General features: G+C 70.4%; 25 protein-coding genes and 2 pseudogenes. 20 read left to right on the top strand and 7 right to left on the bottom strand.

Annotation, left to right across the window (positions count from 1 at the left end; genetic code table 11):
- Nucleotides 1–13: 13 nt before the first annotated feature.
- Nucleotides 14–1,573, bottom strand: a complete 1,560-nt coding sequence (locus tag OG936_RS16560) for an SMI1/KNR4 family protein (protein ID WP_406495584.1) — start codon at nucleotides 1,571–1,573, stop codon at nucleotides 14–16.
- Nucleotides 1,574–2,165: 592 nt separating this feature from the next.
- Between OG936_RS16560 and OG936_RS16555 the strand changes: the two genes are divergently transcribed.
- From OG936_RS16555 to OG936_RS16515, 9 genes are all read left to right on the top strand, one after another.
- A complete protein-coding gene (locus tag OG936_RS16555) occupies nucleotides 2,166–2,876 on the top strand; it encodes a hypothetical protein (protein WP_406495582.1) in 711 nt (236 codons plus the stop codon).
- Between the two features lie 418 nt (nucleotides 2,877–3,294).
- Nucleotides 3,295–4,536, top strand: a complete 1,242-nt coding sequence (locus OG936_RS16550; RefSeq protein ID WP_406495580.1) for an ATP-binding protein — start codon at nucleotides 3,295–3,297, stop codon at nucleotides 4,534–4,536.
- Nucleotides 4,533–4,937, top strand: coding sequence for a roadblock/LC7 domain-containing protein (locus OG936_RS16545; protein WP_406495578.1), 405 nt, complete (start codon nucleotides 4,533–4,535; stop codon nucleotides 4,935–4,937). The genes OG936_RS16550 and OG936_RS16545 overlap by 4 nt, the downstream gene beginning before the upstream one ends.
- Entirely contained in the window at nucleotides 4,934–5,308 is a 375-nt protein-coding gene (locus OG936_RS16540) for a DUF742 domain-containing protein (protein WP_266747226.1), read from the top strand. Before OG936_RS16545 ends, OG936_RS16540 begins: the two co-directional genes overlap by 4 nt.
- Nucleotides 5,283–5,873 carry a GTP-binding protein gene (locus OG936_RS16535; RefSeq protein ID WP_406495576.1) on the top strand — a complete coding sequence of 197 codons (591 nt, stop codon included), beginning with the start codon at nucleotides 5,283–5,285 and terminating at the stop codon, nucleotides 5,871–5,873. Before OG936_RS16540 ends, OG936_RS16535 begins: the two co-directional genes overlap by 26 nt.
- 188 nt (nucleotides 5,874–6,061) lie before the next feature.
- Nucleotides 6,062–7,462 carry a cytochrome P450 gene (locus OG936_RS16530; RefSeq protein ID WP_406495575.1) on the top strand — a complete coding sequence of 467 codons (1,401 nt, stop codon included), beginning with the start codon at nucleotides 6,062–6,064 and terminating at the stop codon, nucleotides 7,460–7,462.
- Between the two features lie 327 nt (nucleotides 7,463–7,789).
- A complete protein-coding gene (locus OG936_RS16525; protein WP_406495573.1) occupies nucleotides 7,790–8,920 on the top strand; it encodes a cytochrome P450 in 1,131 nt (376 codons plus the stop codon).
- On the top strand, nucleotides 8,917–9,735 hold the full coding sequence (locus OG936_RS16520) for an enoyl-CoA hydratase/isomerase family protein (RefSeq protein WP_406495571.1): 819 nt from the start codon (nucleotides 8,917–8,919) through the stop codon (nucleotides 9,733–9,735). Before OG936_RS16525 ends, OG936_RS16520 begins: the two co-directional genes overlap by 4 nt.
- A gap of 428 nt (nucleotides 9,736–10,163) precedes the next feature.
- Nucleotides 10,164–10,757, top strand: coding sequence for a CAP domain-containing protein (locus tag OG936_RS16515; RefSeq protein WP_406495569.1), 594 nt, complete (start codon nucleotides 10,164–10,166; stop codon nucleotides 10,755–10,757).
- 184 nt (nucleotides 10,758–10,941) lie between these two features.
- Here the strand turns inward: OG936_RS16515 and OG936_RS16510 are convergent, their stop codons facing one another.
- Nucleotides 10,942–11,892, bottom strand: coding sequence for an ion transporter (locus tag OG936_RS16510; protein WP_406495567.1), 951 nt, complete (start codon nucleotides 11,890–11,892; stop codon nucleotides 10,942–10,944).
- Between the two features lie 334 nt (nucleotides 11,893–12,226).
- Between OG936_RS16510 and OG936_RS16505 the strand changes: the two genes are divergently transcribed.
- A complete protein-coding gene (locus tag OG936_RS16505; protein WP_406495565.1) occupies nucleotides 12,227–13,024 on the top strand; it encodes a VOC family protein in 798 nt (265 codons plus the stop codon).
- A gap of 32 nt (nucleotides 13,025–13,056) precedes the next feature.
- Here the strand turns inward: OG936_RS16505 and OG936_RS16500 are convergent.
- Together OG936_RS16500 and OG936_RS16495 are read right to left on the bottom strand one after the other, a co-directional pair.
- Nucleotides 13,057–13,392 (bottom strand): annotated as a pseudogene (locus tag OG936_RS16500) (response regulator transcription factor); the annotation flags it as partial.
- Between the two features lie 21 nt (nucleotides 13,393–13,413).
- Entirely contained in the window at nucleotides 13,414–14,223 is an 810-nt protein-coding gene (locus tag OG936_RS16495) for an HAD-IIA family hydrolase (protein WP_406495563.1), read from the bottom strand.
- 131 nt (nucleotides 14,224–14,354) lie between these two features.
- Here OG936_RS16495 and OG936_RS16490 point away from each other — a divergent pair.
- Nucleotides 14,355–14,981, top strand: a pseudogene (locus OG936_RS16490) (phosphoribosyltransferase); the annotation flags it as partial.
- Nucleotides 14,982–15,041: 60 nt separating this feature from the next.
- On the opposite strand, the gene OG936_RS16485 reads toward OG936_RS16490, so the two are convergent.
- Entirely contained in the window at nucleotides 15,042–15,785 is a 744-nt protein-coding gene (locus tag OG936_RS16485) for a polyprenol monophosphomannose synthase (RefSeq protein WP_406495561.1), read from the bottom strand.
- Nucleotides 15,786–16,298: 513 nt separating this feature from the next.
- Between OG936_RS16485 and OG936_RS16480 the strand changes: the two genes are divergently transcribed.
- The 6 genes from OG936_RS16480 to OG936_RS16455 all read left to right on the top strand — a co-directional run bounded on the left by OG936_RS16480 (nucleotide 16,299) and on the right by OG936_RS16455 (nucleotide 21,510).
- Nucleotides 16,299–17,066 (top strand): SDR family oxidoreductase, encoded by a 768-nt coding sequence (locus OG936_RS16480; protein ID WP_406495559.1) that lies wholly within the window; start codon nucleotides 16,299–16,301, stop codon nucleotides 17,064–17,066.
- Nucleotides 17,067–17,551: 485 nt separating this feature from the next.
- A complete protein-coding gene (locus tag OG936_RS16475) occupies nucleotides 17,552–18,013 on the top strand; it encodes a hypothetical protein (protein ID WP_406495558.1) in 462 nt (153 codons plus the stop codon).
- Between the two features lie 6 nt (nucleotides 18,014–18,019).
- Complete coding sequence (locus tag OG936_RS16470) at nucleotides 18,020–18,637, top strand: toxin (RefSeq protein ID WP_406495557.1); 618 nt, start codon at nucleotides 18,020–18,022, stop codon at nucleotides 18,635–18,637.
- Nucleotides 18,638–18,677: 40 nt separating this feature from the next.
- Nucleotides 18,678–19,976 (top strand): MAB_1171c family putative transporter, encoded by a 1,299-nt coding sequence (locus OG936_RS16465; protein ID WP_406495555.1) that lies wholly within the window; start codon nucleotides 18,678–18,680, stop codon nucleotides 19,974–19,976.
- Nucleotides 19,973–20,596, top strand: a complete 624-nt coding sequence (locus tag OG936_RS16460; RefSeq protein ID WP_383752227.1) for a hypothetical protein — start codon at nucleotides 19,973–19,975, stop codon at nucleotides 20,594–20,596. Before OG936_RS16465 ends, OG936_RS16460 begins: the two co-directional genes overlap by 4 nt.
- Before the next feature lie 65 nt (nucleotides 20,597–20,661).
- The gene (locus tag OG936_RS16455) at nucleotides 20,662–21,510 is read left to right on the top strand and encodes a GNAT family N-acetyltransferase (protein WP_406495554.1); all 849 of its coding nucleotides are present in this window, start codon (nucleotides 20,662–20,664) and stop codon (nucleotides 21,508–21,510) included.
- Nucleotides 21,511–21,610: 100 nt separating this feature from the next.
- Here the strand turns inward: OG936_RS16455 and OG936_RS16450 are convergent, their stop codons facing one another.
- A complete protein-coding gene (locus tag OG936_RS16450) occupies nucleotides 21,611–21,883 on the bottom strand; it encodes a DUF1876 domain-containing protein (protein WP_406495552.1) in 273 nt (90 codons plus the stop codon).
- A 264-nt stretch (nucleotides 21,884–22,147) separates the two neighbouring features.
- Between OG936_RS16450 and OG936_RS16445 the strand changes: the two genes are divergently transcribed.
- Nucleotides 22,148–22,657, top strand: coding sequence for an NfeD family protein (locus OG936_RS16445; RefSeq protein WP_406495551.1), 510 nt, complete (start codon nucleotides 22,148–22,150; stop codon nucleotides 22,655–22,657).
- Nucleotides 22,658–22,726: 69 nt separating this feature from the next.
- Complete coding sequence (locus OG936_RS16440; protein WP_406495549.1) at nucleotides 22,727–24,187, top strand: flotillin family protein; 1,461 nt, start codon at nucleotides 22,727–22,729, stop codon at nucleotides 24,185–24,187.
- A 207-nt stretch (nucleotides 24,188–24,394) separates the two neighbouring features.
- Here OG936_RS16440 and OG936_RS16435 read toward each other — a convergent pair whose 3' ends face one another.
- A complete protein-coding gene (locus OG936_RS16435; RefSeq protein WP_406495548.1) occupies nucleotides 24,395–24,790 on the bottom strand; it encodes a nitroreductase/quinone reductase family protein in 396 nt (131 codons plus the stop codon).
- Between the two features lie 194 nt (nucleotides 24,791–24,984).
- On the opposite strand from OG936_RS16435, the gene OG936_RS16430 reads away from it, so the two are divergent.
- Nucleotides 24,985–25,455, top strand: coding sequence for a cation:proton antiporter regulatory subunit (locus OG936_RS16430; protein ID WP_406495546.1), 471 nt, complete (start codon nucleotides 24,985–24,987; stop codon nucleotides 25,453–25,455).
- The last annotated feature ends 1 nt before the right edge of the window (nucleotide 25,456 follow it).

Below are 25,456 nucleotides of genomic sequence, written 5' to 3'. Positions count from 1 at the left end.
TGCGTCAGCAGCATCAGAAAAGCGTGCCGGTGACGCGGAGAGCGTTCCCGGTGGTGAGCCCGAGGCGGGCTGCCCAGGCGAGGGCTTCGTCGAGGGTGGCGTCCGGGTCGGCCAGGTGGGCGGCGGTGAGGGCGGGTGGCCTCTGGCCCTCTGCCAGCAGGGTGGTCCACTGGCGTCCGGTGAGGGAGAGGTAGCGCAGGCCCGTCAGGTCGGCCAGGACGGACAGGTCGGCGACGACGGCTCCGGAAAGATCGAGGCCGCGCAGGTGGGGGACGGTACGCAGCGCAGCGAGGTCGGCCGGAACGGTGGTGTTCAGGTCGAGGGAGGCGAGGTGGGGGTGGCCTTCGAGCGGGGTCGGGTCACCGCCGTCGAGGGTGATGCGCAGGGACTCGACCGGCAGTTCGCGCACCGGTCGCAGGTCGCTGGTGGTGGAACGGTTGAGGTGCAGTCGGCGCAGGCAGGGGGCGGCGGTGAGCGGGGCGAGGTCGACCGGGCCGGTGGCGTCGTTGACGTGGATGGCCTGGAGGGTGGGCGGGACCTCGTCGGGAATGTCGCCGATGACCTGCTGGGGGGCCGGCTCACGGTCGGGTTCGAGCAGGGAGACGTGGTCGCCGTGCTTCTCGTACGCGCCTTGGTCCAGCAGCTCCAGGTAGTGGCCGAGGAGTGAGGTGACCGAGTCGGCGACGTAGGCGGGCCCGTCGTCGTAGTCGCGGCCGGTGCGGATGAGCTGGCCGGGGCGGCCGTACCGGGCCGGGGCCGTGTCGACGGCCAGGTAGTTGCCGTCCTCGCTGGTGGCGAAGCGCAGCCAGCCGGGGTGGCTGCCGCAGCGGCGTACGGTATCGGCGGGGGTGGTGTCGAAGACGACCGCGTCCCATTCCAAGTCCCAGCCGTACCAGGGGCGTTCGCCCGAACCCCAGTCGGTGGTCTCGGCGACGAGGCTCTCCAGCGACAGCCAGGCGTTGCCCTGGAACAGGTAGCGGTGCTCGTAGTCGATGCCGTCGCCGTCGGCGATCAGGTAGAGCGCCCGCAGGTCGGCGGGCAGGCGGCGGCCGATGCGGCGTTCGGCTTCGTCGATCGCGGCGGCGGTGGCGGGCGGGGGCAGTTCGTCGGGGTGTCCCAGGATCGCGGCGCGCTTTTCGAGGTAGGCGCGGAACCGGGCGACGGCCAGTTCGGCGTCGCCTGCCGGTGCTGCGGTACCGGGCTCCTGGCGCAGGCCGGGCTGAGGCAACCGGTAGTCGGGATCCAGGACCACTTGGAAGCCGCGGTTCAGCCCCGTAACCCGGGTGAGGGCGTCATGGAAGGCGACGAGTCGGTACTCCCCGGACGGCCGGCACCGGAACTCCAGGCTGACGGGTTCCCAGCCGCGGTCCTCGCGCAGCGTCTCCGCCAACGCCATGAGTTCCGCGTAGGGGTGGGGTACGCGGGCGCCCCAGGAGTCCCCCTGCGGGATGTAGTGGCCGGTCACCGAGGATCCGCCCCGCCCTGCCCGGCCGTGCAGTACTGCCTCCGTCCAGCCGCTCGGTGCGCCGGCGACGATCGCCTCGACTATGGGCCGTACCGCCTGCTCGACCATGCTCTGCTCCCGTGCTGTCGACGTTGCCGGGCATCATGGCAGCGCTCACTGACATCGAGCAGTCGTGCGCACGTACGCCCGTAGGCCCGAGTCCTCATCCCGGGATTCGTGACGACATGCACGGGAATACGGCGCACCGGCGGCGTACCAACGGCGTACCACCGTCGGTAAATCTTCGCAGGAGCACCACAAGGGCTGCGCACCACGTTCGGCAGGTGCCGTTAGCGTTACTGGCCGCTCGACCCCGCGTGCGAACGTGAAACAGGTCGCCGGTCGACCCGGCGGCGCAGTCAGCACAGAAAGATCGCAGATGGACTACTGCTCCACGTGCCGCCGGAATCTCAATGGGGCACTCGTGTGTCCAGGGTGCGGCGCCTACGCTCCGGACATCGCCCCACCTGCCCGACGCATCCACGGCACGGTCGCCACCATCGCGGCGGCGGGGGAGGCCTGGCGTCCGGAGGAGGTCCCCGCTTCGGTGTCCTGCCGCGGCATTCATCGCTCCGATGCGGCACGGATGGGTAGCGCCGCGTTCGAAGACACGATGCCGGGCGCGTCGGACACTCTGCCGGGCACTGACTCGGTCACTGCGGTGAGCGCCGAATCGGACGCCGAATCGGACGCCGAATCGGGCGCCGAATCGGTCACTGCGGCGGGCGCTGAATCACTCAGCGGCTTCGAAGGCGCCGTCCCCATCGGTACCGGTCAGGGCCGGGCGGCCCGGCGGCGGCAGTTGGCGCGCTGGAAGAAGCACCGGCGTCGGGCCCTGGCCGCTACCACCATTGCTCTTGTCGGTGGCGGCCTGACCGTTGCCGCGATGCCGACCACCAGGCCTTCGGCCGGCCACACGCAGGCGGCCTCACCGCCGGACCCGGTGACCGCGGCGCCACGGACGGCGACCACCGATTCGGTGTCGGAGCAGCCGGAAGCCGGGGATTCCGGGCATCGCGGCTCTCAACCGGCCATGGGAACGGGCCGGCATCGGAAGGTCACCGTCGCCACGTCCTCCACCGTGCAGTCGAACCGGCAGCCGGCGGCCGCCGCCGTGGCCCAAACCCCCGCGATCACGAACACGACGTCGCACACCGCACCCGAGTCGTCCAAGGTGACGCACGTCGACAACGCCGTCGCCACAGCCCCCGCCCCGGCTCCGGTCCCGGCCGCAGTCCCCGATGCGACCGCGCCCGCTTCCACCGAGCGGACCGGTGCGGACACCTCGGCTGCGAATCCCTCGCCGGACACGTCGGTGGCCGAGCCGGCACCGCGGAAGCAGCTGTGCCTGCTCGTTCTGTGCGTCGGCTGATTGCCCCGTCGCCCTCGCGCGCCGGCGTCTGCCACCTGTGACGTAAACGTGCACCGCCTGGCCGGACTTGTGCGGCCGGGCGGTGCCTGCACACGCCCGAACACGGCCGGTCTCGCGAACCGCACGCGGTATGAGGGCTCTCGACGGGTCATCAGGCCGAGCGGATGTGAACATTCCGCGTCAAGAGTGCAACTGGCGTGTTGGTCTTGACATTTCCCGGACAGGCCGATGCTAAGATCATCTTACTTCCAGTGGGCTGATGGCGTATGGGGGCATTCCGGAAGGGATGAATTCCTCGGCCCCACTTTCGGAGGGGCCTTCCCCGCGTGACCCATGCCGTGACTCAATGAGCCCGGCTTGCACAGCACATGAGGAAGCGTCAAGCCGTTTCCCAGCCATGGCACTTGAAGTGAGTCTCATGACATTTGCACAGGGCCTGCTCCTCTGGGCGCTGGTTGTCGTAGCACTGGTAGCTGTCGGTGCCGTCCTGCGGGCTCGCAAGACCAATATCGGGCTTCGCAGACAGCACTCCCGACTACGGGAGGAGCGGGACGCGCTGCAGCGGCAACGGGACGAGGTCCACGCCGCCCACACCGGTCTGCTGCACCGGCAGGCCGCTGAAATGGCCGAGGTCCGCAAGGACGCCGAAGAGGAGACCAAGGCCGTCCTCAAGGCGGCCGTGCGTACTCTTCAGGGGCTCGCGGACGAGCAGCAGGTGGTCGTCCAGAACGCCCAGAAAAAATACGGCGACGACCCCAACATGCTCGCCGACCTGATGGCCATCGACCACGCCAACAGCCAGTTCGGCCGCCGGGCGCAGGGCATCGCGGTGCTGTGCGGCGGCTGGCTCGGACGCCGGGAGACCGTCGCGTCCGTCTTCGACGTCGCCCGCAGCGCCCAGGGCCGCATCCGGCAGTTCGACCGGGTCCGGGTCAACGGACAGGTCAACTTCTCCGTCGTCAGCAAGGCCGTGGAACCCGTCGCGGTGGTCCTCGCCGAGTTGCTCGCCAACGCCACCAACTACTCCGCCCCCGGCACTCCGGTGGAGATCAACATCCAGGCCGTCCCGAAGGGCGTCTGCCTCATCGTCGACGACGCGGGCCTCGGCATGGGCCAGGAGGAGAAGGACCGCGCCGCGGCTCTCCTCGCGCCCCGGGCCGCGATCAGCGTCTCCAGTCTGGGCATTCCCCCACAGTTCGGATTCGCCGTCTCCGGCATGCTGGCCGCCCGCTACGGGTTCAAGGTCTCGGTGGACTCCGTATCCCCTTATGGAGGCGTACGCGCGGTGGTTCTCCTGCCCGACGAGCTTCTCACCGGCGACGCGCCCGCGCCCTCGGCCGCCGTCGCGGCCCCCGCGGCCGCCGGTGGCCGCGACGCGGACGTGGCGGCGCTTCCGTACCGCCAGGCGCCCGCGCCCGCTCCGACTCCGCTGTTCCCTCCGGCCGCACAGCCGGCCCCCGCTCCGCAGCCCGCCGGGTCCTTCACCACCGCCGGCGGCCTGCCCAAGCGTCGTCGCAAGAGTCCGGTGTCCGTGGTGCCGTCGGCCGAACCCGGGCCGGCGCGCAGCAACGAGGAGACCGCCTCCCGCCTGGGTGCGTTCCAGCGCGGAACCCGGTCCGGACGTGACACGACGACGATGGAAGGACCCGAGATCCAGTGAACCCCGATCTCTCCTGGGTGCTCAACGATGTGCTCCAGGTACCCGGCGCCCGGCACGCGATCCTCGTCTCCGCCGACGGCCTGCTACTGGCCAACTCCAGCCAGATCGGCCGGGACGACGCGGAGACCGTGGCAGCGGCGATGAGCTCCATGCAGTCGCTGAGCCGGGCCGTCGCCCCCTTCATCGGCACCAAGACCCCCGGCCGCTGGCGGCAGACCCTCCTTGAGTACGAGCACGGCTGGATCTTCCTGATCGCCGCGGGTACCGGCGCCTACCTGGCGGCGGCCGCCGCGGCCGACGTGGACATGGAGGCCATGTCCTTCCGCATGCAGCAGCAGGTCACCGCGCTGGGGAAGGCGATGACCACGCCGCTGCGCCAGAACGCCGGAAGCGAAGCATGACGACGCCGGGCGAGGAGCAGGCGGTCAGCAGCGGGTTCGTCCGGTCCTACGTCATCACCGGCGGACGCGGCCTGCCCGACGCCGAGGGCCTCTCCCTCGTCACTCTGGTCATGATCGCCCCCGACCGGCAGCGGCCCCCGAACCCGAGCCCCGAGGTCCGGGCGATCTGGGACCTGTGTTCCGGCGGCTATCTGTCGGTGGCCGAGGTCGCGGGCCATCTGGAGCTGCCCGTCGGAGTGGCTCGGCTGCTGCTGAACGATTTAACGGAACAAGGACATCTGATACGCCGCAAGGCGCCACCGCCGGCTCAGCTCGTTGACAGGAAGATCCTCGAAGAGGTGTTGCATGGACTCCACGTCCGGTTCGGCTGAGAGCATCTATGTGTCGGACGCGGTACAGCGTGCGGCGAAGATCCTCGTCGTCGGACACTTCGCCGTGGGCAAGACGACGCTCATCGGCACCCTCTCCGAGATCACTCCGCTGCGCACCGAGGAGCGGATGACGCAGGCCGGCGCGCACATCGACGACCTGCGTGGCGCGCCCGGCAAGGTGACCACGACGGTCGCCCTGGACTTCGGCCGTCTGACCCTGAGCGACGAGCTGGTGCTGTACCTGTTCGGTACGCCGGGCCAGCAGCGCTTCGTCGAGCTGTGGGAGGACATGGCACGGGGTTCGCTCGGCGCGCTGCTCCTCGTCGACCCGGCCCGTCTCGCCGACACCTTCCCGGTGATCGACCTGGTCGAGACGTACGGGCTGGAGTACGCGGTCGCGGTCAACAGCTTCGACCCGTACTCCCAGCATGCCGAGGACGAGTTGCGCGAAGCGCTCGACCTGCTGCCGGACACCCCGGTCGTGTACTGCGACGCCCGGGACGAGAAGTCGTCCGCGCAGGCCCTGATCACCCTGGTCCAGCACCTGCTCGCCCGGGTGGCCTGACCCTGCTCCGCCCGCCGTCTTCCGGTACGGGTGGCCCGACCCCCGTTCTCCGGCCGCCGGTACCCACGTAAAGGGTCGCCCGACCCCCGTTCTCCGTCCGCGGTACGAACGGGGCGGGCGGCCCGATCTCCGTTCTCCGTTCTCCGTCCGGGTCCTGCGAGGCCCGCGATCACACCGAGGAATCACACATGGACTCGTTGCCGGGAGCCACCCCGTACAGCGCCCCCACCGGGTGCCCGATGCGTGGTGAGCGTCAGACGTCCCTCTATGGACCGGAGTTCGCGTCCGATCCGCAGCGTGTGTACGACGAGTTCCGGGCGCACGGGCTCGCCGCTCCGATCGAGCTGGCCCCCGGCGTGGAGGCCACTCTCATCGTGCAGCACGAGGCCGCGCTCCGGGTCCTGCAGAACCCCTCCTACTTCGCCCGGGACTCGCGGCGGTGGGCGGCACTGCGGGAGGGACGCGTACCGCTCGACAGTCCGGTCGTGCCCATGATGGCCTACCGGCCCAACTGCCTGTTCACGGACGGCACCGAACACCTGCGGCTGCGCAAGGCGGTCACCGAGAGCCTCGGCCGGCTCAACACCACCCGGCTCAGCCGGGACGTCGAGCGCATCGCCGACTACCTCATCGACCAGTTCATCGAACGCGGCTCCGCCGACCTGCTGGGCGACTACGCCAAGCTGCTGCCGCTGCTGCTGTTCAACCAGCTCTTCGGCTGCCCCGGCGAGATCGGCGACCGGCTGACCCGCGGCATGTCCGCGATCTTCGACGGCGAGGACGTACTGCGGGCCAACACCGAGCTGACCGAGTGCCTGATGGAACTCGTCGCGCTCAAGCGGCGCCAGCCCGGCGAGGACATCACCTCCTGGCTCATCCAGCACCCGGCGGGCCTGCGGGACGAGGAGCTCAAGGACCAGCTCGTCATGCTGATGGGCGCGGGCATCGAGCCGGAACGCAACCTCATAGCCAACGCGCTGCTCCTCCTGCTGTCCGATGACACCGGGAATTCGCAGCGGCGAGGTACCGGGCTGCTGGTCGAGGACGCCCTCGACGACGTGCTCTGGAACAACCCGCCGATCGCCAACTACGCGACGCACTACCCGGTCCAGGACATCGACCTCGGCGGCGTGACGCTGAAGGCGGACTCTCCCGTCCTGATCAGTTTCGCCGCAGCGAACAGCGATCCCGCGCTCACCGACGCCCGCCAGACCCTGAGCAAGGGCGCCCATCTGGCCTGGGGCGCGGGTCCGCACGTCTGCCCGGCGAAGTCTCCCGCGCAGCTCATCGCCCTCACCGCGATCGAGAAGATCCTCAACTCGGTGCCGGACCTCGCCCTCGCCGTTCCGGCCTCCGGGGTCGAGTGGCGGCCGGGACCGTTCCACCGGGCCCTGGTGTCGTTGCCGGTCCGGTTCAGCCCGAGTCCGGCCCGCCAGGCGGCGAAGGCCGCGAACACGGCATCCCAGTCGTCTGTTTCGTCACGTACCGCCCCTCTTGAGGAGGTTCCCGCCGCGCGGTACGACCAGATCGAGCCGCAGAAGAAGACGAAGGGCTGGTGGAGCTCCTTCCTGGACGTGTTCCGGGTGTGACGCCGTCCAGCTACCGGAATTCGGACGGCATGTGCGCATAACTCGCCTGGAAAACAAGGGGAGTTGACGGCCTATCGGCATATGACAAGGGGGCAGCGACACATTTGCCTGTGATACGGGCAACAAAGATCGACGCTTGGCAGATATATGCGGAGGGGTAGGTTCTGGCCGTAACCATGAGCCCAAGGCAAGGAACTCTGCGTGAGCGCTATATGTGGCACCGACCGGCCTGCCGTCGACCGTCGTGCCCTCATCTCCCTCTTGCGACGTCTCAAATCACCGGAGGGGCAGGCTGATCCCTACGCCCTTCTGGGGGAACTGAGAACCATGGGGGACGTCGTACGCGCTCCTTGGGACGCGTACTTCGTCACCGGTTTCGACGCGTGCAGCGAGGTGCTTCGCGGTCGCAACTGGCTGGCGCCGGACTTCGCCTGGCAGGAACGCCAGGAGGACGCCCGGCAGTGGGACGCCATCGCCACCCAGGAGATGACCAAGACGCTCGCGCGCCTCAACGCGCCCGAGCACACCTGCCAGCGCCGCAGCCTCGGCAATCTCTTCGACCGCTCCACCATCCAGCGGCTGACCCCGCAGATCGAGGAGCACGTCACCCGCCTTCTCGACGAGCTCGCCGAAAAGCTGCGCTGGGGCGAGGCCGACTTCGTCAGTACGGTCAGCGAGCAGCTCCCGATCAGCACCATCGGCACCTGGCTGGGCATCCCGCCCGAGGACTACGCCCACATCCTGGAGATCACCCACAACCAGGTGCACGCCCAGGAACTGCTGCCCACCAAGAGCGAACTCGCCATATCCGAAGAAGCGACCCTGCATCTACGCGCGTACTTCACCGAGTTGGTGTCGCAGCGCCGCGCGAACCCCGGCAACGATGTCGTGACCGGCTGGATACACACCTGGGACGCGATGGCGCCCGACCGCGAGACGGCGGACGAGATCCTCTACCGTCTGACCATGTTCGTCACCATCGCCTCGCTGGAGACCACCGCGACGCTGCTCTCGTCCATGGTGGGGCTGCTGCTGGCCGAGCCCGGCCGGTGGGAGTGGCTCCGGGAGAACCCCGGTTACATCGACGCGGCCGTCGACGAAGTTCTCCGTTACGACCCGCCGATCCAGATCAACACGCGGATCGCCGCCGATGACACGGTCCTGGCGGGCGTGCCGATCGCGAAGGACACCATGGTCCACGTCGTGTTCGGCGCCGCCAACCACGACCCCCGGCACACCGAGGACCCGGACGCCTTCGACGTCACGCGCACCGGCACCAACCTCACCTTCGGGGGCGGCGTGCACTACTGCCTGGGCGCGGCTCTCGCCCGCCTGGAGGCACGTACGCTCCTGGCCCAGCTCCTGAAACGTTTCCCCACCCTGCGCGCCGTGACGGCGCCCAACTACGCGTCCCGTCTGGTCTTCAGGCGTGTGACCTCGATGAATGTAGCGATATGAAGTTCTCTCTCACCGAGTACCTGTCGCCGTACCGGGCGGCACCGAGCCCCATACGCACCGCGCGGGAGGGCGGCATCCTGCGCGTGGAGCTGAACAGCCCCGACACCGGCAACGCGGTCACCGAAGCGATGCTGGACGATCTGCTGGCGATCCTGACCCTGCCGGACCCCGATGTCCGGGTGGTGGTGCTCAGCGGGGCCGGCGAGCACTTCTCGCTGGGCGGCGACCGCAGCGAGTTCGTCGACTGGCTCGACGAGGACCCCACCGGGCGGGGCATCCGCATCGCGGCCGAGAAGGGCCGCCGCGTCTGCGAGGCGCTCACCACCAGCCAGGCGGTCACCATCGCCCGGGTCCAGGGCAAGGCGATCGGCGCGGGCATGGCACTGGCCCTCGCCTGTGATCTGCGCGTCGGCGCCGACACCGCCGGATTCCGGCTGCCGGAACTGGCACTCGGCCTGCCCACCGCCTGGGGCGGAATGCTGCCGCGCCTGCTCCACGAGGTCGGCGCCGCCCGGGTGCGCGAATTGATTCTGACCGGGCGCCCCTTCAAGGCGGCGGAGGCGTACGAACTGTCGGTCCTCCAGCGCGTCGTGCCCGAGGACGAACTCGACGCGGCGGTCGACGCGTGGGCCAAGCCCATCGTGCGCCGGCCCGAGGCGGCCCTGCGCGTCACGAAGGCCCTGCTCAACTCGTACGCCGCCGCGACGCGGCTGGCCGACCCGTCCGTCCTGGACGCGGAACTGATGGCCACCGTCGCGGCCGCGACCCGCCGGACCCGTGACGCCGGGGGGACGGGCGCGGTACCGGTGCGATAGCCCTCGACGAGGCCGACGAGGACGTGGTGGGTGTCGGGGTGGTGGTCTGTGCCCGCGTGGTACTGGGCGAGGACGAGGTACGCGTGCGAGGCCGGACCGTCCGCCCCGCACCGACGACGTCGGAGCCGGGGTCGCGCGACCGGCCGGTGACATCGGCCGCAGAGCCTTTTTGCCACCCGGAGCGCTGACGCATGGCCGCCACCTGGACGGCATGGTGATGTCTGTCCGCCACGACTCGGGTATGCGCGCGCTACGTTCGTCGGCATGCGCCCCGCCAGGCACTCCCGCCCACCCGTCCGGGTTGTACGGACCCGGCCAGTACTTCCGCTTGTTGCCCCTTCCGGAAGCCGTTCCAGGAACGGCGACCGCAAGGCGCCGTGGATGCCGGCCGTACGGGGCCGCTCCGCGACTATCGAGCGAGGTCACGCATGAGGAAGCACCGCAGGAAGACGTCCTACCGGAAGATCACCGTCGCCGTCGTCGCCGTCGTCGCCGTGGGGGCCGTGGGCGTGCCCTCCGCGGCCATGGCCTCCTACACCCCCCAGGACAAGCCGGCTGTGGGGACTGGGTGGCCCCGCACCACAAAGGGGAGCGTCCCGAAGCCCGTCGCACCCGTGAGCGTTCCGAAGCCCGCGGCTCCGGCGTCCCGTGCCGACGCCCGCGTACTGACGCTCGTCAACCGCGCACGCGTCGAGGCCGGGTGCTCGCCGCTGACCAAGAGCGCGAAGCTGACGATGGCGGCCCGGGCCCACAGCGCGGACATGGCGTCCCGCCGCAACATGTCCCACACGAGCTCCGACGGATCGGCCGCGAGCGACCGCATCACGGGCTCCGGTTACGACTGGAGGGCGTACGGCGAGAACGTCGCCCACGGCTACACCACCCCCGAGGACGTCGTGGCGGGCTGGATGAACAGCCCCGGTCACAGGCGCAACATCCTTGACTGTTCGTTCAAGGAGATCGGCGTGGGCGTCGCCCAGCCCGGCAACTACTGGACGCAGGACTTCGGAGCGGCCCGGTGAACAACCCGTTCGGTCACGGCCGGGGGAGGCCCTCGGACGGTGTTGGTGCACCGCCGGGGCCGCTCTGTGTGCAGAGTGACGCACAGAGCGTGATGATTTTGTCACCGTGCGGCACCTTCTCCATGTGCCGCCACGCGAACGGGATTTGGCGCCATCGGACGGCGACGCGAGGGCGAGGGCCGGCCTACGTGCCGGGCTCCCCGACCGCCACGAGTTCCCCTTCTCCGTCCCCCGCGTCTCGGCAGCCGCACGAGTGCCGGGTCTCCGCGAGGTCCGCCTCGATGGAGTCCAGGGCCCGGCGAGCGGTGTCGATCTGCGCCCGGAGCGCCTCGGCCGTGTCGGCGGGAGGCGGCCGGGGTCCCGGGGGCGTCGCGCCCCGGGCGCTCTCCTCCAGCTCGCGTTCCTTCTCCAGCTCGCGTGCCTCTTCGAGGGAGTTGATGACGACGCCGATGAGGAGGTTGACGAGCAGGAAGGAACCGAGCAGGACGAACGACGCGAAGTAGAGGATCGTCCAGCGGGAGATCTCCAGGGCCGCGCGGACCGCGTCCCCGAGGCCGTCGAGGGTGATGAGGAGGAAGAGGGTGAGCGCGGCACGGCCGAGCGAGCCGAAGCGCTCGGGATTGTCGCCGGCGAAGAAGACCCAGCCGACCATGGCGTACACGTAGAGCAGGAGCGCCCCGACGAGCAGGAAGCTCAGCGTGCCGGGGAGGCTCTTGCCCACCGCGACGATCACGATGCGCAGCTGGGGCAGGAACCTCGCGGCGCGCAGCACCCGGGCCAGCCGCAGGAGCCTGAGCACCGTCGCGTTCTCGCGGGCGAACGGCAGGAAGGCCAGCGCGACGACGAGTACGTCGAACACGTTCCAGGGGTCGCGGAAGAAGTCCCGGGGCCGGTCGGCGTGAGCGGCGGCACGGAGCAGGATCTCCCCGGTGAACGCGGCGAGGAAGGCGTGCTCCGCGACCTTGAGGACGTCGTGCCACTGCTGCACGACGCCGCTGTACGTCTCGACTCCCAGCAGCGCCGCGTTGGTCACGATGAGGCAGAACACGATGCCGTCGAAGGCCGAGGAGTCCACGACCAGACGGCTGCGTACGGCGATCTCACGCCGTAAGTGAGCGGCGACCTGTTCGGACATGGTGTGATTTGTTTCCTCGCAGAAGTACGGTCCCCGCAGGCCGGTTGCCGCTCGTTGTCACTCGCCAACAGAAGTGGATCTTAAAGGGCGTCGTCACGGGCCTCGCACCGGGCGCCGAGGCGGGCCGGTCGCGGTGGCCCACGAGCGGCCTTCCCCGGCTCCACCCGCTCGTATCCGTACCGTTACGCCGTCGGTGTGGCGGTACCGCTACGCCGTCGGTGTGGCGGCTCGCGTCCGGCGCGCGGGGAATCGGTGGGCTGGCTAGCGTGAAAGGCCGTACCACCCGCCGAGCGCGAGTACGCGCGAGTACGAAGAAGACGAAGGAGTCGACGTCATGGCTGTACAACCGGAGGGCACCCCGTGCTGGGCCGATGCGATGTTCCCCGATCTCGACGGCGCGAAGAGCTTCTACGGTGATGTGCTGGGCTGGACGTTCGGCGAGTCCTCGACGGAGTTCGGCGACTACACGCAGGCGTACGCCGACGGCAAGGCGGTTGCCGCCGTGGTGCCTCCGATGCCCGGCCAGGAGGGGCAGCCGTCCTGGTGTCTCTACCTCGCCTCGCCGGACGCCGCCGCCACCGCCGCGAAGATCCGTGAGAACGGCGGCGAGACGCTGATGGACCCCATGGAGGTCGGCGAGTTCGGCACGATGCTGCTGGCCCGCGATCCCAGCGGTGTCACCTTCGGCGTGTGGCAGGCGGGCGCCCATGAGGGCTTCGAGGCGCAGGGCGTGCCCGGTGCGTACTGCTGGGCCGAGGTGTTCACCCGGGAGCCCGAGAAGTCCGATGCGTTCTTCCCCGCCGTCTTCCCGTACAGCGTGGTGAAGATGGAGGACGAGCACGTCGACTTCAGGTTGTTCAACCTCGGCGACAAGACCGTCATGGGGCGGATGAAGATGGGCGACGAATTCCCGCCCGAGGTGCCGCCGTACATGAATGTGTACTTCACCGTCCCGGACTGCGACGTGGCCGTCGCGAAGGCCACCGAGCGCGGCGCGGTCCTGCGGTTCGGCCCGATGACCATTCCTTTCGGCCGCTTCGCCGCGCTGACGGATCCGCAGGGCGCGCCGTTCTCCGTGATCGACGTCAACACGACCGAGGGCGAGATGCCCAGTACGTCCCCGGTGTCCTGACGTGGTCCGGGGCCACGCGTCCGTGCCCCGGCTCACCTCCCGGTCCGCGGCACCACCGGACCGGATTCGTACGCCGCGACCACCGCCTGGGTGCGGTCCCGCAGACCGAGTTTGTTCAGGACGCGGCTGACATGGGTCTTGACCGTCTCCTCGCTGACGTTCGGCCGGGCCGCGATCTCCGGATTGGACAGGCCCTCGGCGATCAGGCGCAGTACCTCCGTCTCACGCGGGGTGAGCGCCGTGAGCGGGGCGGCCGGCGAGGCCGGGGCCGGGGCCGTGCGGCGCAGGCGGGCGAATTCGCCGATGAGGCGACGACGGGTGACGGTGGGCGCGAGCAGGGCCTCGCCCGCGGCGACCACGCGTACCGCGTCAGGGCGCCGCCCCGGCCGTCACGCCCCCAGCCGCTCCAGCAGGGCCGGCAGATCGGCGAAGGAGTCGATCACGTGGTCCGGGGTGCCGGTGGCCGCCCGGTGGGTCTCGGGGAGGTACTTGCCGGTTCTGACGAGCACGCCGGTGAGCCCGGCGTGCTGGGCCGCCAGGACGTCGGTCTCGATGTCGTCGCCGACCATCAGGGCCTGGGCCGCAGTGGCGCCGAGGTGGGCCAGGGCGGCGGCGAAGAACGACCCGGCGGGTTTGCCGGTGATCTCCGCCTCGACGCGGGCGGCCCGCTCCAGCCCCAGGAGGAAGGCTCCGGTGTCGAGGTCGAGGCCGGTGGCCGTGCGCCAGTACATGGCGCGGTGCATGGCGACGAGCCGGGCACCGCGTCGGACATGGCGGAAGGCGCGGTTGAGCGCCGCGTAGGTGAAGGCGTCCCCGGCCCCGCCGAGGACGACGACGTCCGGCTCGGCGCCGTGAGCCGGACCGGATTCGTCCTCGTCGACGAGTGTCACGCCCGTCAGGTCGTCCCGGATGTCGCCCGTGTTGATCAGCAGGCAGCGGGCGCCGGGGTGGTGTTCTCGCAGGTGGGCGGCGGTGACGGCGGGGGCGGTGAGGATGTCGTCGGCCGAGACGGGGAAACCCTCGGCGGCCAGTTTCCCGGCGATCGTGGCGCGGGTGCGGGAGGTGGTGTTCGTGACCAGGGCCAGCGGGAGCCCCGTCTCGCGCAGCCGCTCCATGGCTGCCACGGTGCCGGGCAGCGCCTTCCAGGACACCGTGAGGACACCGTCGATGTCGATCAGGACTGCTCCGATTCCTTCCATGTGACCGACCCTGCCCGAGTTGCGCGCCCGCCGCACTTGGGGTTGTTTCGAAGAAGGGAAGCAAAGGGGACACACCTACTCGTGCACGTACCCGTGCCGTCCCTCTCTCCCCTGGTTGGGGGTGAACCGCCGTGCTGTTCGCCGACCGTACGGACGCGGGACAGCAGCTGGCCGAGGCGCTCCGGGAGCTGGAGCGGGAGAGCCCCGTGGTGCTGGGCCTGCCCCGCGGCGGAGTCCCGGTGGCCTTCCAGGTGGCGCAGACACTCGGTGCCGAACTCGATGTGATCGTGGTCCGAAAACTCGGTGTGCCGCACCACGAGGAGGTGGCCTTCGGGGCCATCGGCGAGGGTGGCGTACGCGTCCTCAACGAGGACGTCGTCAGCCATATCCGGGTCGGGAAGCAGGATCTCGCGGCGATCGAACGAGTCGAGGCGGCGGAACTCGCACGGCGCGCGCAGGCGTACCGCGCGGGCAGGCCGCGGACGCCGGTCGAGGGCCGGACCGTGATCGTCGTGGACGACGGCATCGCGACCGGCGCCACGGCCGAGGCCGCCTGCCGGGTGGTACGGGCACAGCACCCGGCACGCATCGTGGCAGCCGTACCGGTGGCGCCGCCGGACGCGGTCGTCCGGCTGCGGGAGAGCGCGGACGACGTGGTGTGTCTGTCCATGCCGCGCCTGTTCTACGCCGTCGGCGAGTGGTACCGGGACTTCGGGCAGACCTCCGACGCGGAGGTCATCTCCCTGCTGGCGCAGGCCCGGCAGCGCGGACATGTGACGCCGGGCACCGACTGAGGAACGGGGACAACTCTCGGTCGTTCAGAGGCTGTTCCTGCCGAAGAGCAGCTTCCACGGGGCGATGGCGGATTCGATCTGCACGCCCAGGCCGAGCTTCGACTCGCCCTCGACCCGCTCCTCGAAGCGGATCGGGACCTCGACGATTCTCAAGTGGCGTTGGACCGTCCGGTAATTCATCTCCACCTGGAAGGAATAGCCGTTGCTGCGGACCGAGGGCACATCGATCGCCTTCAGCGTCGGCGCCCGCCATGCCTTGAAGCCCGCCGTGGCGTCCTTCACTCCCAGCCGCAGGATCACGTTCACATAGAAATTCGCCCAGGCGGAGAGCGCCTTGCGGTGCCAGGGCCACTCCGTGGCGAGGGAACCGCCCGCTACGTAGCGGGAGCCGATCACCACGGCGGCGTCCTCGGCGAGCAGCGTCTCGATCATGGCCGGGAGCCTGGACGCCGGGTGGGAGAGGTCGGCGTCCATCTGGACCACCACGTCCGCGTCCTCGGCGAGCGCACGCGTCATCCCCGCCACGTAGGCGCGCCCCAGCCCGTCCTTCTCCTTGCGGTGCAGCACGCCGACCACGCCGGCGGTGCGGGCCGCGAGCTCGTCCGCGACCTTGCCCGTACCGTCCGGCGAATTGTCGTCCACCACGAGAATGTGCAGGCCGGGCAGGCCCAGATCCATCAGGAGGTCCACGAGGACAGGCAGGTTCGTCCGCTCGTTGTAGGTGGGCACGACCACCACGGTCTTCGGTGAGGTCTTCTCCACGGCCATTCTCCCATGTCCGTTGAGGCGCTTTTGTGTCGTTCTTCGCGCAGGGTCGCGCGAGCCTAGCATCCACCGCCCCGGCCTCTCGTCACACTCTTCCTCCGGCATCCGTCAGTGCGGTGAGGGCGCGGCAGGGGCGCCGCTTCCGGGGTCCGTCCGGGCCGGGGCCGACAGGTACCGCGGGCGAACAGCCGCACCGCGAACGCCGTGCGCAACCCCCGGACCCGGGCCGTGCGGGTGGCGGACCCAGGGTCTGTCCGACGGGGGAGTCGGCCGGCGTCCCCTGCCACCGCGGTGCGAGGCGGTGGCAGGGGAACGCCGTTGGGGAGGAACCGCCACCGGTCCCGGGCGATTCAACCCGTTCCACGCCGGCAGCGGTCCGTCAGCCGCCGACCCTAGGCACGGACGCACCGCCCCGTCGCACACCACGCCCGTGGTCCGCCGGGTGCCACTCCAACGGCAGGCGTTCTCCGTACGATGCGACGTGCACACCCGACCCGAGAGCGAGAGGTTCCTCCCGTGGCAGTCGGCAACACCGCTCCCTCGCCATCGCGCCCCGTCACCGTCGTCACCGGCGGCAGTCGCGGCATCGGCGCCGCCACCTGTGTCCGGCTGGCGTCCGACGGCCATGACCTCGCCCTGGGCTTCGTGCGCGACGCCGAGGCCGCCGAGCGGACCGCGGCGGCGGTGCGGGCCGCGGGGGCGCGCTGTGTCACGGTGCGGGTGGACACCGCCGTGGAGGCCGATGTGGAACGGCTCTTCGACACCGCGGCCGTACAGCTCGGCCCCGTCACCGGACTGGTCAACAACGCGGGGGTGACGGGTCCGCTCGGCCGGCTCGCCGACACGTCCACCGAGACGCTGCGCCGGGTCCTCGACGTGAATCTCCTCGGCTGTCTGCTGTGCTGCCGCCGGGCCGCGAAGGACATGACGGCCAACGGCTCCGGCACGATCGTCAATGTCTCCTCGGCCGCCGCCACCCTCGGCAGCCCCGGGGACTTCGTCCACTACGCCGCCACGAAGGCGGCGGTGGATGCCCTGACGATCGGGCTCTCCAAGGAACTGGGGCCCGACGGCATCCGGGTCAACGCGGTCGCCCCCGGGATGATCGACACCGACATGCACGCCACCGCGGGCGACCCCGACCGTGCGACCGCGGCCGCGTCCGGCATCCCGCTCCGCCGCCCGGGAGTGGCCCCGGAGATCGCGGCCGCCGTCGCGTGGCTGCTGTCGCGCGAGGCGTCCTACGTGACGGGGGCGGTGCTGCGGGTCGCGGGCGGGCGGTAGCGGACGAGGGAGGGGATGGACCCGAACTGCCGGCGCACGGCCGACGGCCCGGGGCGGTTCGGATCGCCGAACGCGCTCCACTCGTCCGGAACTTCCGGATTACTTCAACCCCGTCGTCCCACTGACTGAACGGTCAGTTGATGCCGACCTGACCAGCGGTCATAATGAGCGGGTAGCCCTTCACGCATCCCCCGTCGTGAAGGGCTACACCAATGTGTGGAGCATGTCCCTTTTATTCAGTCCTACTTCGTGGGCAGGGGACTCCCCTCGTGGCCCCCTGCCCATGTTTTTTCGAGTTAACAGTGACGTAGAGTATTTACGCAAGCCCACTCCCGTACGGCCCCGCGCGCCGCCTCCTGGTCCGCCCCAAGATTCCGCCTCCCGCGCCGATAACGCCGTGGCTGGGTTCGTTACAGTACGACCCCGTTGACGGAATCGAGGACCGTGCGGCACCGGTCGGACGGGGACGGATGCGTGGGGGCCGGATGGGCAGCGACGAGGAACGCACGCCGGAGCTCCGGACGTTGCAGCAGAAGGTCGAGTACATGGTGGAGAAGACGTTCCCCGGTCAGAAGATCTCGGGGCGGGTCTTCGCCGATCTCGTCAAGGAGCGCGGCAGCTCCCTCTCGCACAGCTACTTCTCCAACATCCTGGCCGGAAAGGTCACCCAGCCGTCCGAGGACATCCTCAAGGCGCTCGGCCTGGGTTTCGGCGTCGACTGGCGGTTCTTCAAGGAGGAGTCGGAGGTCGTCGACGACGTCGTCGCCGGTCTGCAGTTCCTCGCCAAGCGGCGTACGGGGGAGATCAGCGGACTGGCCGGGCGCGGCGTCGACGCGGACGGACTCCCGCCGGAGCTACTGCAGTTCGCGCTCTCCCTGCTGGAGGACGCCAGGGACCGGCAGGGCACGGGCGGCGGCGACGCCGCGCACGGCGAGCCGGAGAAGTAGGTCCGCATGTCCCTGCGCGAACTACGGAAGGAGTGCGAGGCCGGGCTGGCCGACCTGCCCATCCCCGCACCCTTCTCCATCGACGCACTGGTGGCGAACATGGAGGCGGCCCGTGGCCGCACCATCGTGCTGCACGAGATGCCCGACCGGCTGGCGCGCGTCAACGCCGCCTGCGGTCTGCGGCTGAAGACCGGCGGGACCAGCTTCGTGCTCTACCGGCGCCGGCCGACCGCGTACCAGACCCAGCACGTCATCCTGCACGAGCTGTGCCACGAATGGTTCGACCACGGCACCTCGCTCGACCCGGAACAGCTGCGGCGACTGCTGCCGGTCTTCGACACCTCGCTGATCAGCCGGGTCCTGGGAACCGACCCCCCGCCGCGGCCCAGCAGCACCGGCGCGCCGCCGGTGGTCGCCTCGATCGCCGACGCGATCGTGGCGGGGGACGGCACCGTACAGGCCCGCGCGCAGTACGACACCCACGACGAACGCATGGCAGAGTTCGGCGCGTCGCTCATTCCCCGGATGGCCAGGGACGTCACGAGCGACGACATGGTGGGGCGGCTGGCCAACTCCCTCTCCCGCCCCGTCGCCAGCCGCCGCGGCCTGTTCCGCCGCACCTGACACCGCAGCTCCCCCCACTTCCCACCCCGAGGATTCCGCCGTGACCCCGCTCGACCTCGCCGGCTATCTCATAGCGGCCCTGATGACGGCCGTCGCCCTCTGGCGCATGCCGGCCGCGCTGTGGGGCGACGAAGAAGACAAGCGCCGCCGGGCCCTGTGGGGCTGCTACGCGGGCTTCGCCGCCGCCCTGTGGACCAAGACCCGGGCCGTGCGTATCGCGCTCAACGACAGCGCCGTCACCGACCTCGCCGTCCTGATCAAGCATTACACGGCGACGATCGCGATCCTGGCGATCCTCGGCTACATCGTCGCGATCTACGGCCGGTACCCCGACGCCGGGACCGCCCCGCGGCACGTACGGTTCGCCCGCGCCATCCAGCAGGTCGCGGCCAAGGCGTCGATCGCCACGCTGATCCTGCTGACGGTGCTGTTCTTCACCGTCGTCGACCGGTCCGTGCCCTCGGACCGCTTCGTCGCCGACCACGCGGGACAGTGGGGCGCCACGCTGTACATGAGCGTGTTCTATCTCTACCTGGGTGCCGCGTCGGCCGTCTGCGCGTACCAGTGGGCGCTGGCCACCGCCGGTGCCGGGACGCGTCATCTGCGCGTGGGCCTCGGAATGATGACCTTCGCCATGTTCATCGGGGTCGGATACACCGTCAGCCGGACCCTGTTCCTGTGGGTCAGCGTCGTCGACACCCCGAGCGATTCTTTCGCCCTCCGGTTCGACGAGGTCACCGAGGCCGCGCAGGTGGTGCTGTTCGCCTTCTTCGCGGTGGGTGCCTCCATCCCCGCCCTCAGCAAGGGGCAGCGCCGGGCGAAGCTGTGGCGGGCCCAGGCCAAACTGCACGGCCTCTGGCACGAGTTGATGACGGCCTTCCCCGACCAGCCCTTCGCTCCCCCGGCCTCGCTGGCCCGCGAACTGACCCGCTTCGACACCCCCGCGGACCTGCGCGTCGACCGCTGGGTCGCGGACATCGCGGACGCCGTCGAGAAGCTGCGCCACTACGTCCCCGACACGCTGCTCCCGGCCGCCGAGGCCGCCGCCGCGGCGGGCACCCCCGACCGCGAGAAGGCCGGACCGCTCGCCGACGCGTACTGGATCAAGGCGGCGCTGCGGGCCAGGAACGCCGGAGCGCCCGCCACGACCGCCGCCACGATCGGGACCCAGTACGCCACCGACCAGGACGGCGAGGTGGCCTGGCTGGTACGGGTGGCCGCCGCGTACCGGACGGTCACGGAGGACCGGGCTCAGCGCGTACTGGAACACGCCGGGGCCGCGGTGACCGCCGACGCCACCGGGACGCCCCCCACGCCCTCCCTGGAGGAGACCGCATGACCACCACCGGCACGGCCGACACCGCCGAGAGCGCCGACGCCCCCGTATCGCCGCGCATCGGCACCGCGCGCACCGTCACCGACATATTCCAGCCCCGCAACGTCCTGCTGGTCGGCATGCTCGGCATCGGTCTGGCAGCCGCCGGTCACTGGACCGGTCTCCTCTGGGGATTCCTCGGCGCCCTGTGTGCCGGACTCGTCCCCGCCGGCTACATCGAATGGGAGCGCGGGCGCGGCACCTGGGGCGACCGCCATGTCGTCGACCGCACCAAGCGGGCGCCGATCTTCTTCGTCATCCTCGGCTCCATCGGCGCCGGTTCGCTGGTGATGGTCCTGGGCCACGCCCCCACCGGCATCCTCGTGGCGATGCTCGCCCTCTGGGCGATGACCGTGATCCTCCTGGCCGTCAACACGGTCTGGAAGATCTCGGTGGACGCCGCGGTCGCCTCGGCCGTCGTCGCGCTGTCCGCCGCGGTCCACTCGCCGTGGTGGCTGCTCGCGTACGCGATGACGGTCGCGGTGTGCTGGTCGCGGGTCGCGCTCGGGTACCACTCGGTGGCGCAGACGGTCGCCGGTGCGTTGCTGGGGGCCGCGACGGCGGGCGCGTTCCTCCTCGTGTGATCCGGGCGCGGGCGACCGGTCCCGGGGCGGGCGTCGAACCGATCGCCCGCGGGTACAGGTGCCCCGTGCCGAATTTCGAGATCACCACCGCAAGCGCCGACGACCTCACCATGCTGGCCGAATGGGCCCACGCGGAGGGCTGGAACCCCGGGCTGACCGACCGTCACGCCTTCTTCGCCACCGACCCGCGCGGTTTCCTGATCGGCCGACTCGACGGCGACCCGGTCTCCAGCGTCTCCGTGATCCGCTACGGCTTTGGCCATGGGTTCCTCGGCTTTTACCTCACCCGCCCCGAGCTGCGCGGGCAGGGTTACGGCAGCCGGCTCTGGCAGGCAGGCATGGCACGGCTGGACGGGCGCAACGTCGGACTGGACGGGGTGGTGGCCCAGCAGGCCAACTACCGTAGATCCGGCTTCCGTCCGGTCTGGACGACGATGCGTTACGAGGGCCGGCCGCCCGCCGGTCTCCCCGTTCCGCCCGGCACCGTTCTCGTCGACGCCCGCAGCATTCCCTTCGACCGGCTGGCCGCGTACGACCGCCGGTTCTTCCCCGCGGAGCGCGACAGCTTCCTCGCGCCGTGGATCGCCGGGCCCGCCCGCACCTCGCTGGCCGCAGTCCGTGACGGGGAGCTGCGGGGCCTCGCCGTGCTGCGGCCCTGCCGCACGTCCTCCCGAATCGGCCCGGTGTACGCACAGTCGCCCGAGGTGGCCGGCGCCCTGGTCGGCGCGCTCGCGGCCACCGATCCGGACAATCCGGTGGCGATCGACGTACCCGACGTCAACCCGGCGGCCGTGCGTCTCGCGGAAGAGCTGGGCCTCAGCCCGTCGTTCGAGACCGCCCGGATGTACACGGGTCCGTCACCGGACGTCGACCACACCGGCCTTTTCGGCATCACGAGCCTGGAGCTGGGCTGACGCGTCGTCCCTCCGCCGGCGGCCCGGATCAACCGGTGGCGCAGGTGGTGCCCACACGCGGCCCGGGCGGGTGGATGCCCGGGGGTTCCGCGATCCCGGCTCAGGTGAGCGGGTGCGACGTCCGGCCGGACTCCTCGTCGATCTCGTCGTGCGCCTTCGTCAGCATCTTCATCGCCAGCTCATTGAGTGCTCTGGCCCCCGCGATCTCCTCGCCGACCCTCGCCTGCTGCTTGTCGGAAGGGTGACGGCTCGCATATCCGTGGGCGCGCACCTCGGCCCCGTCCGGGAGCCGCACCAGCGCGGCCGCACGGGTGCGCTGACTGTCCTCCTCGAATTCCAACTCCACATGCCACCCGACTGCTGTATGCGTCATGACGATCACCTCCTTATCAGGGTGCTCCCGTTCCCCCGCCTCTGCACCACGAACGGGACCGGCTCCGGGCGGTCGTGGTCCGGCCGGGGAGGCGAGAATCCGGGAGGCCGGACTGTCCACAGGCTGTGGACAACTGGGTCCGAACAGTCATCCGGCATCAAAGGCGAGTAAAAGATTGCCGTAACCCGGCAGTGTCCGTTGCCTGGTGTATATGGGATCATCCAGCCAGTTCGATGGAATTCGTGGATCGGGGAGGGTGATCGCGTGACCTTGTTTCTCGGTCTCGGCATTGCGGGAATCGTTCTGCTGGCCCTGTCCCTGATCTTCGACGGCATCCTCGAAGGTCTCTTCGGGGGCGTACTGGACGGCCTCTTCGACGGCCTTCTCTCCCTCCCCGTCATCGCGGGCTTCCTCTCGATGCTCGGCTTCGGCGGCGCGATCGTGCTCGGCACCACCGGCGTCGGTACGGTCGCCGCGACCGCCGCCGGAGTGCTCGCCGGGATCGTCGCGGCCTGGCTGACCTGGAAATTCAGCCGGGCGCTGATGCGGGACCAGACCAGCACCACCCCGCGCGGCGACGATCTCGTCGGTACGTCCGGGTCGGTCGTCACCGCGATCCCGGCCGACGGCTACGGCGAGGTCCTGCTGCGCCTGGCGGGCCAGACCGTGAAGCTGTCGGCGAAGAGCCCGGAGCCGGTCGAACGCGGCACCGAGATCTGGGTGGAGGCCACGCTGTCGACCACCTCGGTCACGGTCCGCCCCGTCGAGCGCTGATCACCGCCGGCCGATACACCGTCCGAAAACAAGCTGCCGTCCCCACAGGGAGGCAGGGGGGACACCCTTATGAGCCCAGTCGTGACCGCAGTCATCGGAGTCGTCGTACTCCTGATACTGCTCGCCCTCGTCGTCATCACCCGCTACAAGGTCGCCGGGCCCAGCGAGGCGTTCATCATCACCGGACGCCGCGGCAAGAAGTCGACCGACCCGGTGACCGGCCGCACCAGCATCGACAACAGCGGCCAGAAGGTCGTCGTCGGCGGCGGAGTCTTCGTCGTCCCGTTCGTCCAGCAGAAGTTCACCCTCGACCTGTCCAGCCGGCACATCCCGGTGGCCGTCCGCGGAGCCGTCACCCTGCGCGGAGTGAAGTCGAACCTCGAAGGCGTCGCGATCGTCAAGGTCGGCGGCAGCGAGGAAGCGATCCGGGCCGCCGCCCAGCGCTTCCTTCAGCAGCAGGACGGCATCGTCGGCTTCACCCAGGAAGTGCTCTCCGGCGCGCTGCGCGCCATCGTCGGCCGGATGTCGGTCGAGGACATCATCCGCGACCGTGCCGCGTTCGCCGGCCAGGTCGCGGAGGAGGCCGAGGCCAGCCTCTCCGGGCAGGGCCTGATCCTGGACGCCTTCCAGATCCAGGACATCACCACCGAGGGCTCCTACCTCGAAGACCTCGGCCGCCCCGAAGCCGCCCGCGCCAAGCAGGAGGCGGACATCGCCGAGGCGATCGCCAAGCGCGCCTCGGAGCAGGCCCGGCTCAAGGCGGCCGAGGAGATCGCCATCGCCGAGCGGACCTTCTACCTCAAGCAGGCCGAGATCAAGGCCGAGACGGAAGCCGCCGCGGCCAAGGCCAACGCGGCGGGCCCGCTCGCCGAGGCGGCCCGCCAGCAGGAAGTCCTGGAGGAGCAGGAGAAGGTCGCCCAGCGCCAGGCCGCGCTGACCGACCGCGAACTCGACACCAAGGTCCGCAAGCCCGCCGACGCCGCCCGCTACCAGGCCGAGCAGGAGGCCGAGGCCCGCCGGATCGCCCAGGTCAAGGAGGCCGAGGCGGACGCCGAGCGCTCCCGGCTGACCGGTCAGGGCGAGAAGCTGCACCGTTCGGCCCTCGCCGACGCCGTGCGCATCGAGGGCGAGGCGGAGGCCGCGGCCATCGCGGCCAAGGGCGCGGCCGAGGCCGAGGCCATGCAGAAGAAGGCGGACGCGTTCGCGCAGTACGGCGACGCGGCCGTGCTCCAGATGCTGGTCGAGGTGCTGCCGCAGGTCGTCGCCAAGGCGGCCGAGCCGCTGAGCGCCATCGACAAGATGACCGTCATCTCCACGGACGGCGCGAGCCAGGTGGCGCGTACGGTCACGGACAACGTCGCCCAGGGCATGGAACTCCTCAGCTCCACCACGGGAGTCGACCTGGCAGCCCTGCTGAAGAACCTCAAGGGCGGTGCCGCAGCCGTGACATCGGCCTCGAACGGTGCGGTCGCGTCTCCCGCAGCGTCTCCGGACGCATCCCCCGACGGGAAGATCGAGATCACCGACTGATCCGGCCGACACCCTGTTCGTGCCCGGCCGGCACCGCACCGGCCGGGCACGCGCATGTCCGGGGCCCGCGCGTGTCCGGGGCCCGCGAACGTCCCGCTTACGAGGATGTCCCGGATACGAGGATGTCCGGGATACGAGCATGTCCCGGGTACGCGTACGTTCCGGACACACGCACTTCCCGGCTCGTGGCGGGTCGCCGCCCCGGCGTCACTCCGCCAGATCCACCCGTACCGTCAGCAGGTCCGTCCCCAGGGTCCGCACCGCCGCGCTGTTGCCACGCGGGAGCGCCTTGAGCCGGGCGCGCGCGTCGTCCTCGGGGAGCAGGTGGGCGGTGCCCGAGTGCCACTGGCCCTTGATCCGGACCCGGACCCGGGGGTCGGCCCGGATGTTGCGGACGTACTGCGACTTCTCGCCGTACTCCGAGACCAGCCAGAACGCCTGGCCCATGCGCCGGCCGCCGACCGGGGTGCGGCGCGGGAGGCCGGACGCGCGGCCCGTCGTCTCCAGGAGGGTCTGGAAAGGGAACCGCCTGGTGAGCGGGTTGGCGACATGCCGCTGGAACGACGTGACCGCCCGGAACTTGAGCTCTCGGCTACGCGACATTCTCGGCCCTTCCGCCGGCTGCTGCGATCGCCCGGACGGCGGCCCCGGCCGCCGTCCGGCCCGGGCGAGTGTAGCCGTGGGCCCCGCTTTGCGCCCGTATGCCGGGACCGGCGGAACCCTCCGGATAAAGTAATGCGCAACTAAAGAGATCACCAAGTGCGTCGCCATGCCGTCGCAACACTCGGGAGGAAGCCATGGGAACCCACCGCACCACGCTGCCCGGAGTCGGTATGCAGTACGACTACACGACCGAGTCGGGACAGCACATCTCCGTCGTCGTCCACCACGACGGGCGGCGGTTCATCGGCTTCTACGACCAGGACGATCCCGATTCGTGCCGCCTGTCGGTACCCCTGACACCGCAGGAGGCCACCGGCCTCGCACACCTCATCGACGCCGCGCCCATCGACGCGGTACGGACCGAGGGCATCGATCTCGTCACCGAGCACATACCGCTCGGGACGCGCTCCCCGTACGGCGGGCGCCTGCTCGGTGACACGAAGGCGCGGACGCGGACGGGGGCCTCGATCGTGGCCGTGCTGCGGACACACAGTGCGCATCCGTCACCCGGGCCGGACTTCCGGCTGGCCATCGGGGACACGCTCGTCGTCGTCGGTACGAGGGAGGGCGTCGACGCGCTCTCCGAGATTATTGCGGAGGGCTGAC

Origin of the sequence: Streptomyces sp. NBC_00846 (assembly GCF_045207325.1) — a bacterium.
Classification (GTDB): domain Bacteria; phylum Actinomycetota; class Actinomycetes; order Streptomycetales; family Streptomycetaceae; genus Streptomyces.
The sequence above is the reverse complement of the archived record's forward strand: the minus strand, read 5'-3'. Positions and strand labels throughout refer to the sequence as shown.

Bases quoted from the DNA above. Each gene is read 5' to 3' on its own strand.
- OG936_RS16560 (WP_406495584.1), bottom strand. From the start codon at position 1,573: ATGGTCGAGCAGGCGGTACGGCCCATAGTCGAGGCGATCGTCGCCGGC.
- OG936_RS16550 (WP_406495580.1), top strand. From the start codon at position 3,295: ATGACATTTGCACAGGGCCTGCTCCTCTGGGCGCTGGTTGTCGTAGCA.
- OG936_RS16540 (WP_266747226.1), top strand. From the start codon at position 4,934: ATGACGACGCCGGGCGAGGAGCAGGCGGTCAGCAGCGGGTTCGTCCGG.
- OG936_RS16535 (WP_406495576.1), top strand. From the start codon at position 5,283: ATGGACTCCACGTCCGGTTCGGCTGAGAGCATCTATGTGTCGGACGCG.
- OG936_RS16530 (WP_406495575.1), top strand. From the start codon at position 6,062: ATGGACTCGTTGCCGGGAGCCACCCCGTACAGCGCCCCCACCGGGTGC.
- OG936_RS16525 (WP_406495573.1), top strand. From the start codon at position 7,790: ATGGGGGACGTCGTACGCGCTCCTTGGGACGCGTACTTCGTCACCGGT.
- OG936_RS16520 (WP_406495571.1), top strand. From the start codon at position 8,917: ATGAAGTTCTCTCTCACCGAGTACCTGTCGCCGTACCGGGCGGCACCG.
- OG936_RS16515 (WP_406495569.1), top strand. From the start codon at position 10,164: ATGAGGAAGCACCGCAGGAAGACGTCCTACCGGAAGATCACCGTCGCC.
- OG936_RS16510 (WP_406495567.1), bottom strand. From the start codon at position 11,892: ATGTCCGAACAGGTCGCCGCTCACTTACGGCGTGAGATCGCCGTACGC.
- OG936_RS16505 (WP_406495565.1), top strand. From the start codon at position 12,227: ATGGCTGTACAACCGGAGGGCACCCCGTGCTGGGCCGATGCGATGTTC.
- OG936_RS16495 (WP_406495563.1), bottom strand. From the start codon at position 14,223: ATGGAAGGAATCGGAGCAGTCCTGATCGACATCGACGGTGTCCTCACG.
- OG936_RS16485 (WP_406495561.1), bottom strand. From the start codon at position 15,785: ATGGCCGTGGAGAAGACCTCACCGAAGACCGTGGTGGTCGTGCCCACC.
- OG936_RS16475 (WP_406495558.1), top strand. From the start codon at position 17,552: ATGGGCAGCGACGAGGAACGCACGCCGGAGCTCCGGACGTTGCAGCAG.
- OG936_RS16470 (WP_406495557.1), top strand. From the start codon at position 18,020: ATGTCCCTGCGCGAACTACGGAAGGAGTGCGAGGCCGGGCTGGCCGAC.
- OG936_RS16460 (WP_383752227.1), top strand. From the start codon at position 19,973: ATGACCACCACCGGCACGGCCGACACCGCCGAGAGCGCCGACGCCCCC.
- OG936_RS16450 (WP_406495552.1), bottom strand. From the start codon at position 21,883: ATGACGCATACAGCAGTCGGGTGGCATGTGGAGTTGGAATTCGAGGAG.
- OG936_RS16440 (WP_406495549.1), top strand. From the start codon at position 22,727: ATGAGCCCAGTCGTGACCGCAGTCATCGGAGTCGTCGTACTCCTGATA.
- OG936_RS16435 (WP_406495548.1), bottom strand. From the start codon at position 24,790: ATGTCGCGTAGCCGAGAGCTCAAGTTCCGGGCGGTCACGTCGTTCCAG.
- OG936_RS16430 (WP_406495546.1), top strand. From the start codon at position 24,985: ATGGGAACCCACCGCACCACGCTGCCCGGAGTCGGTATGCAGTACGAC.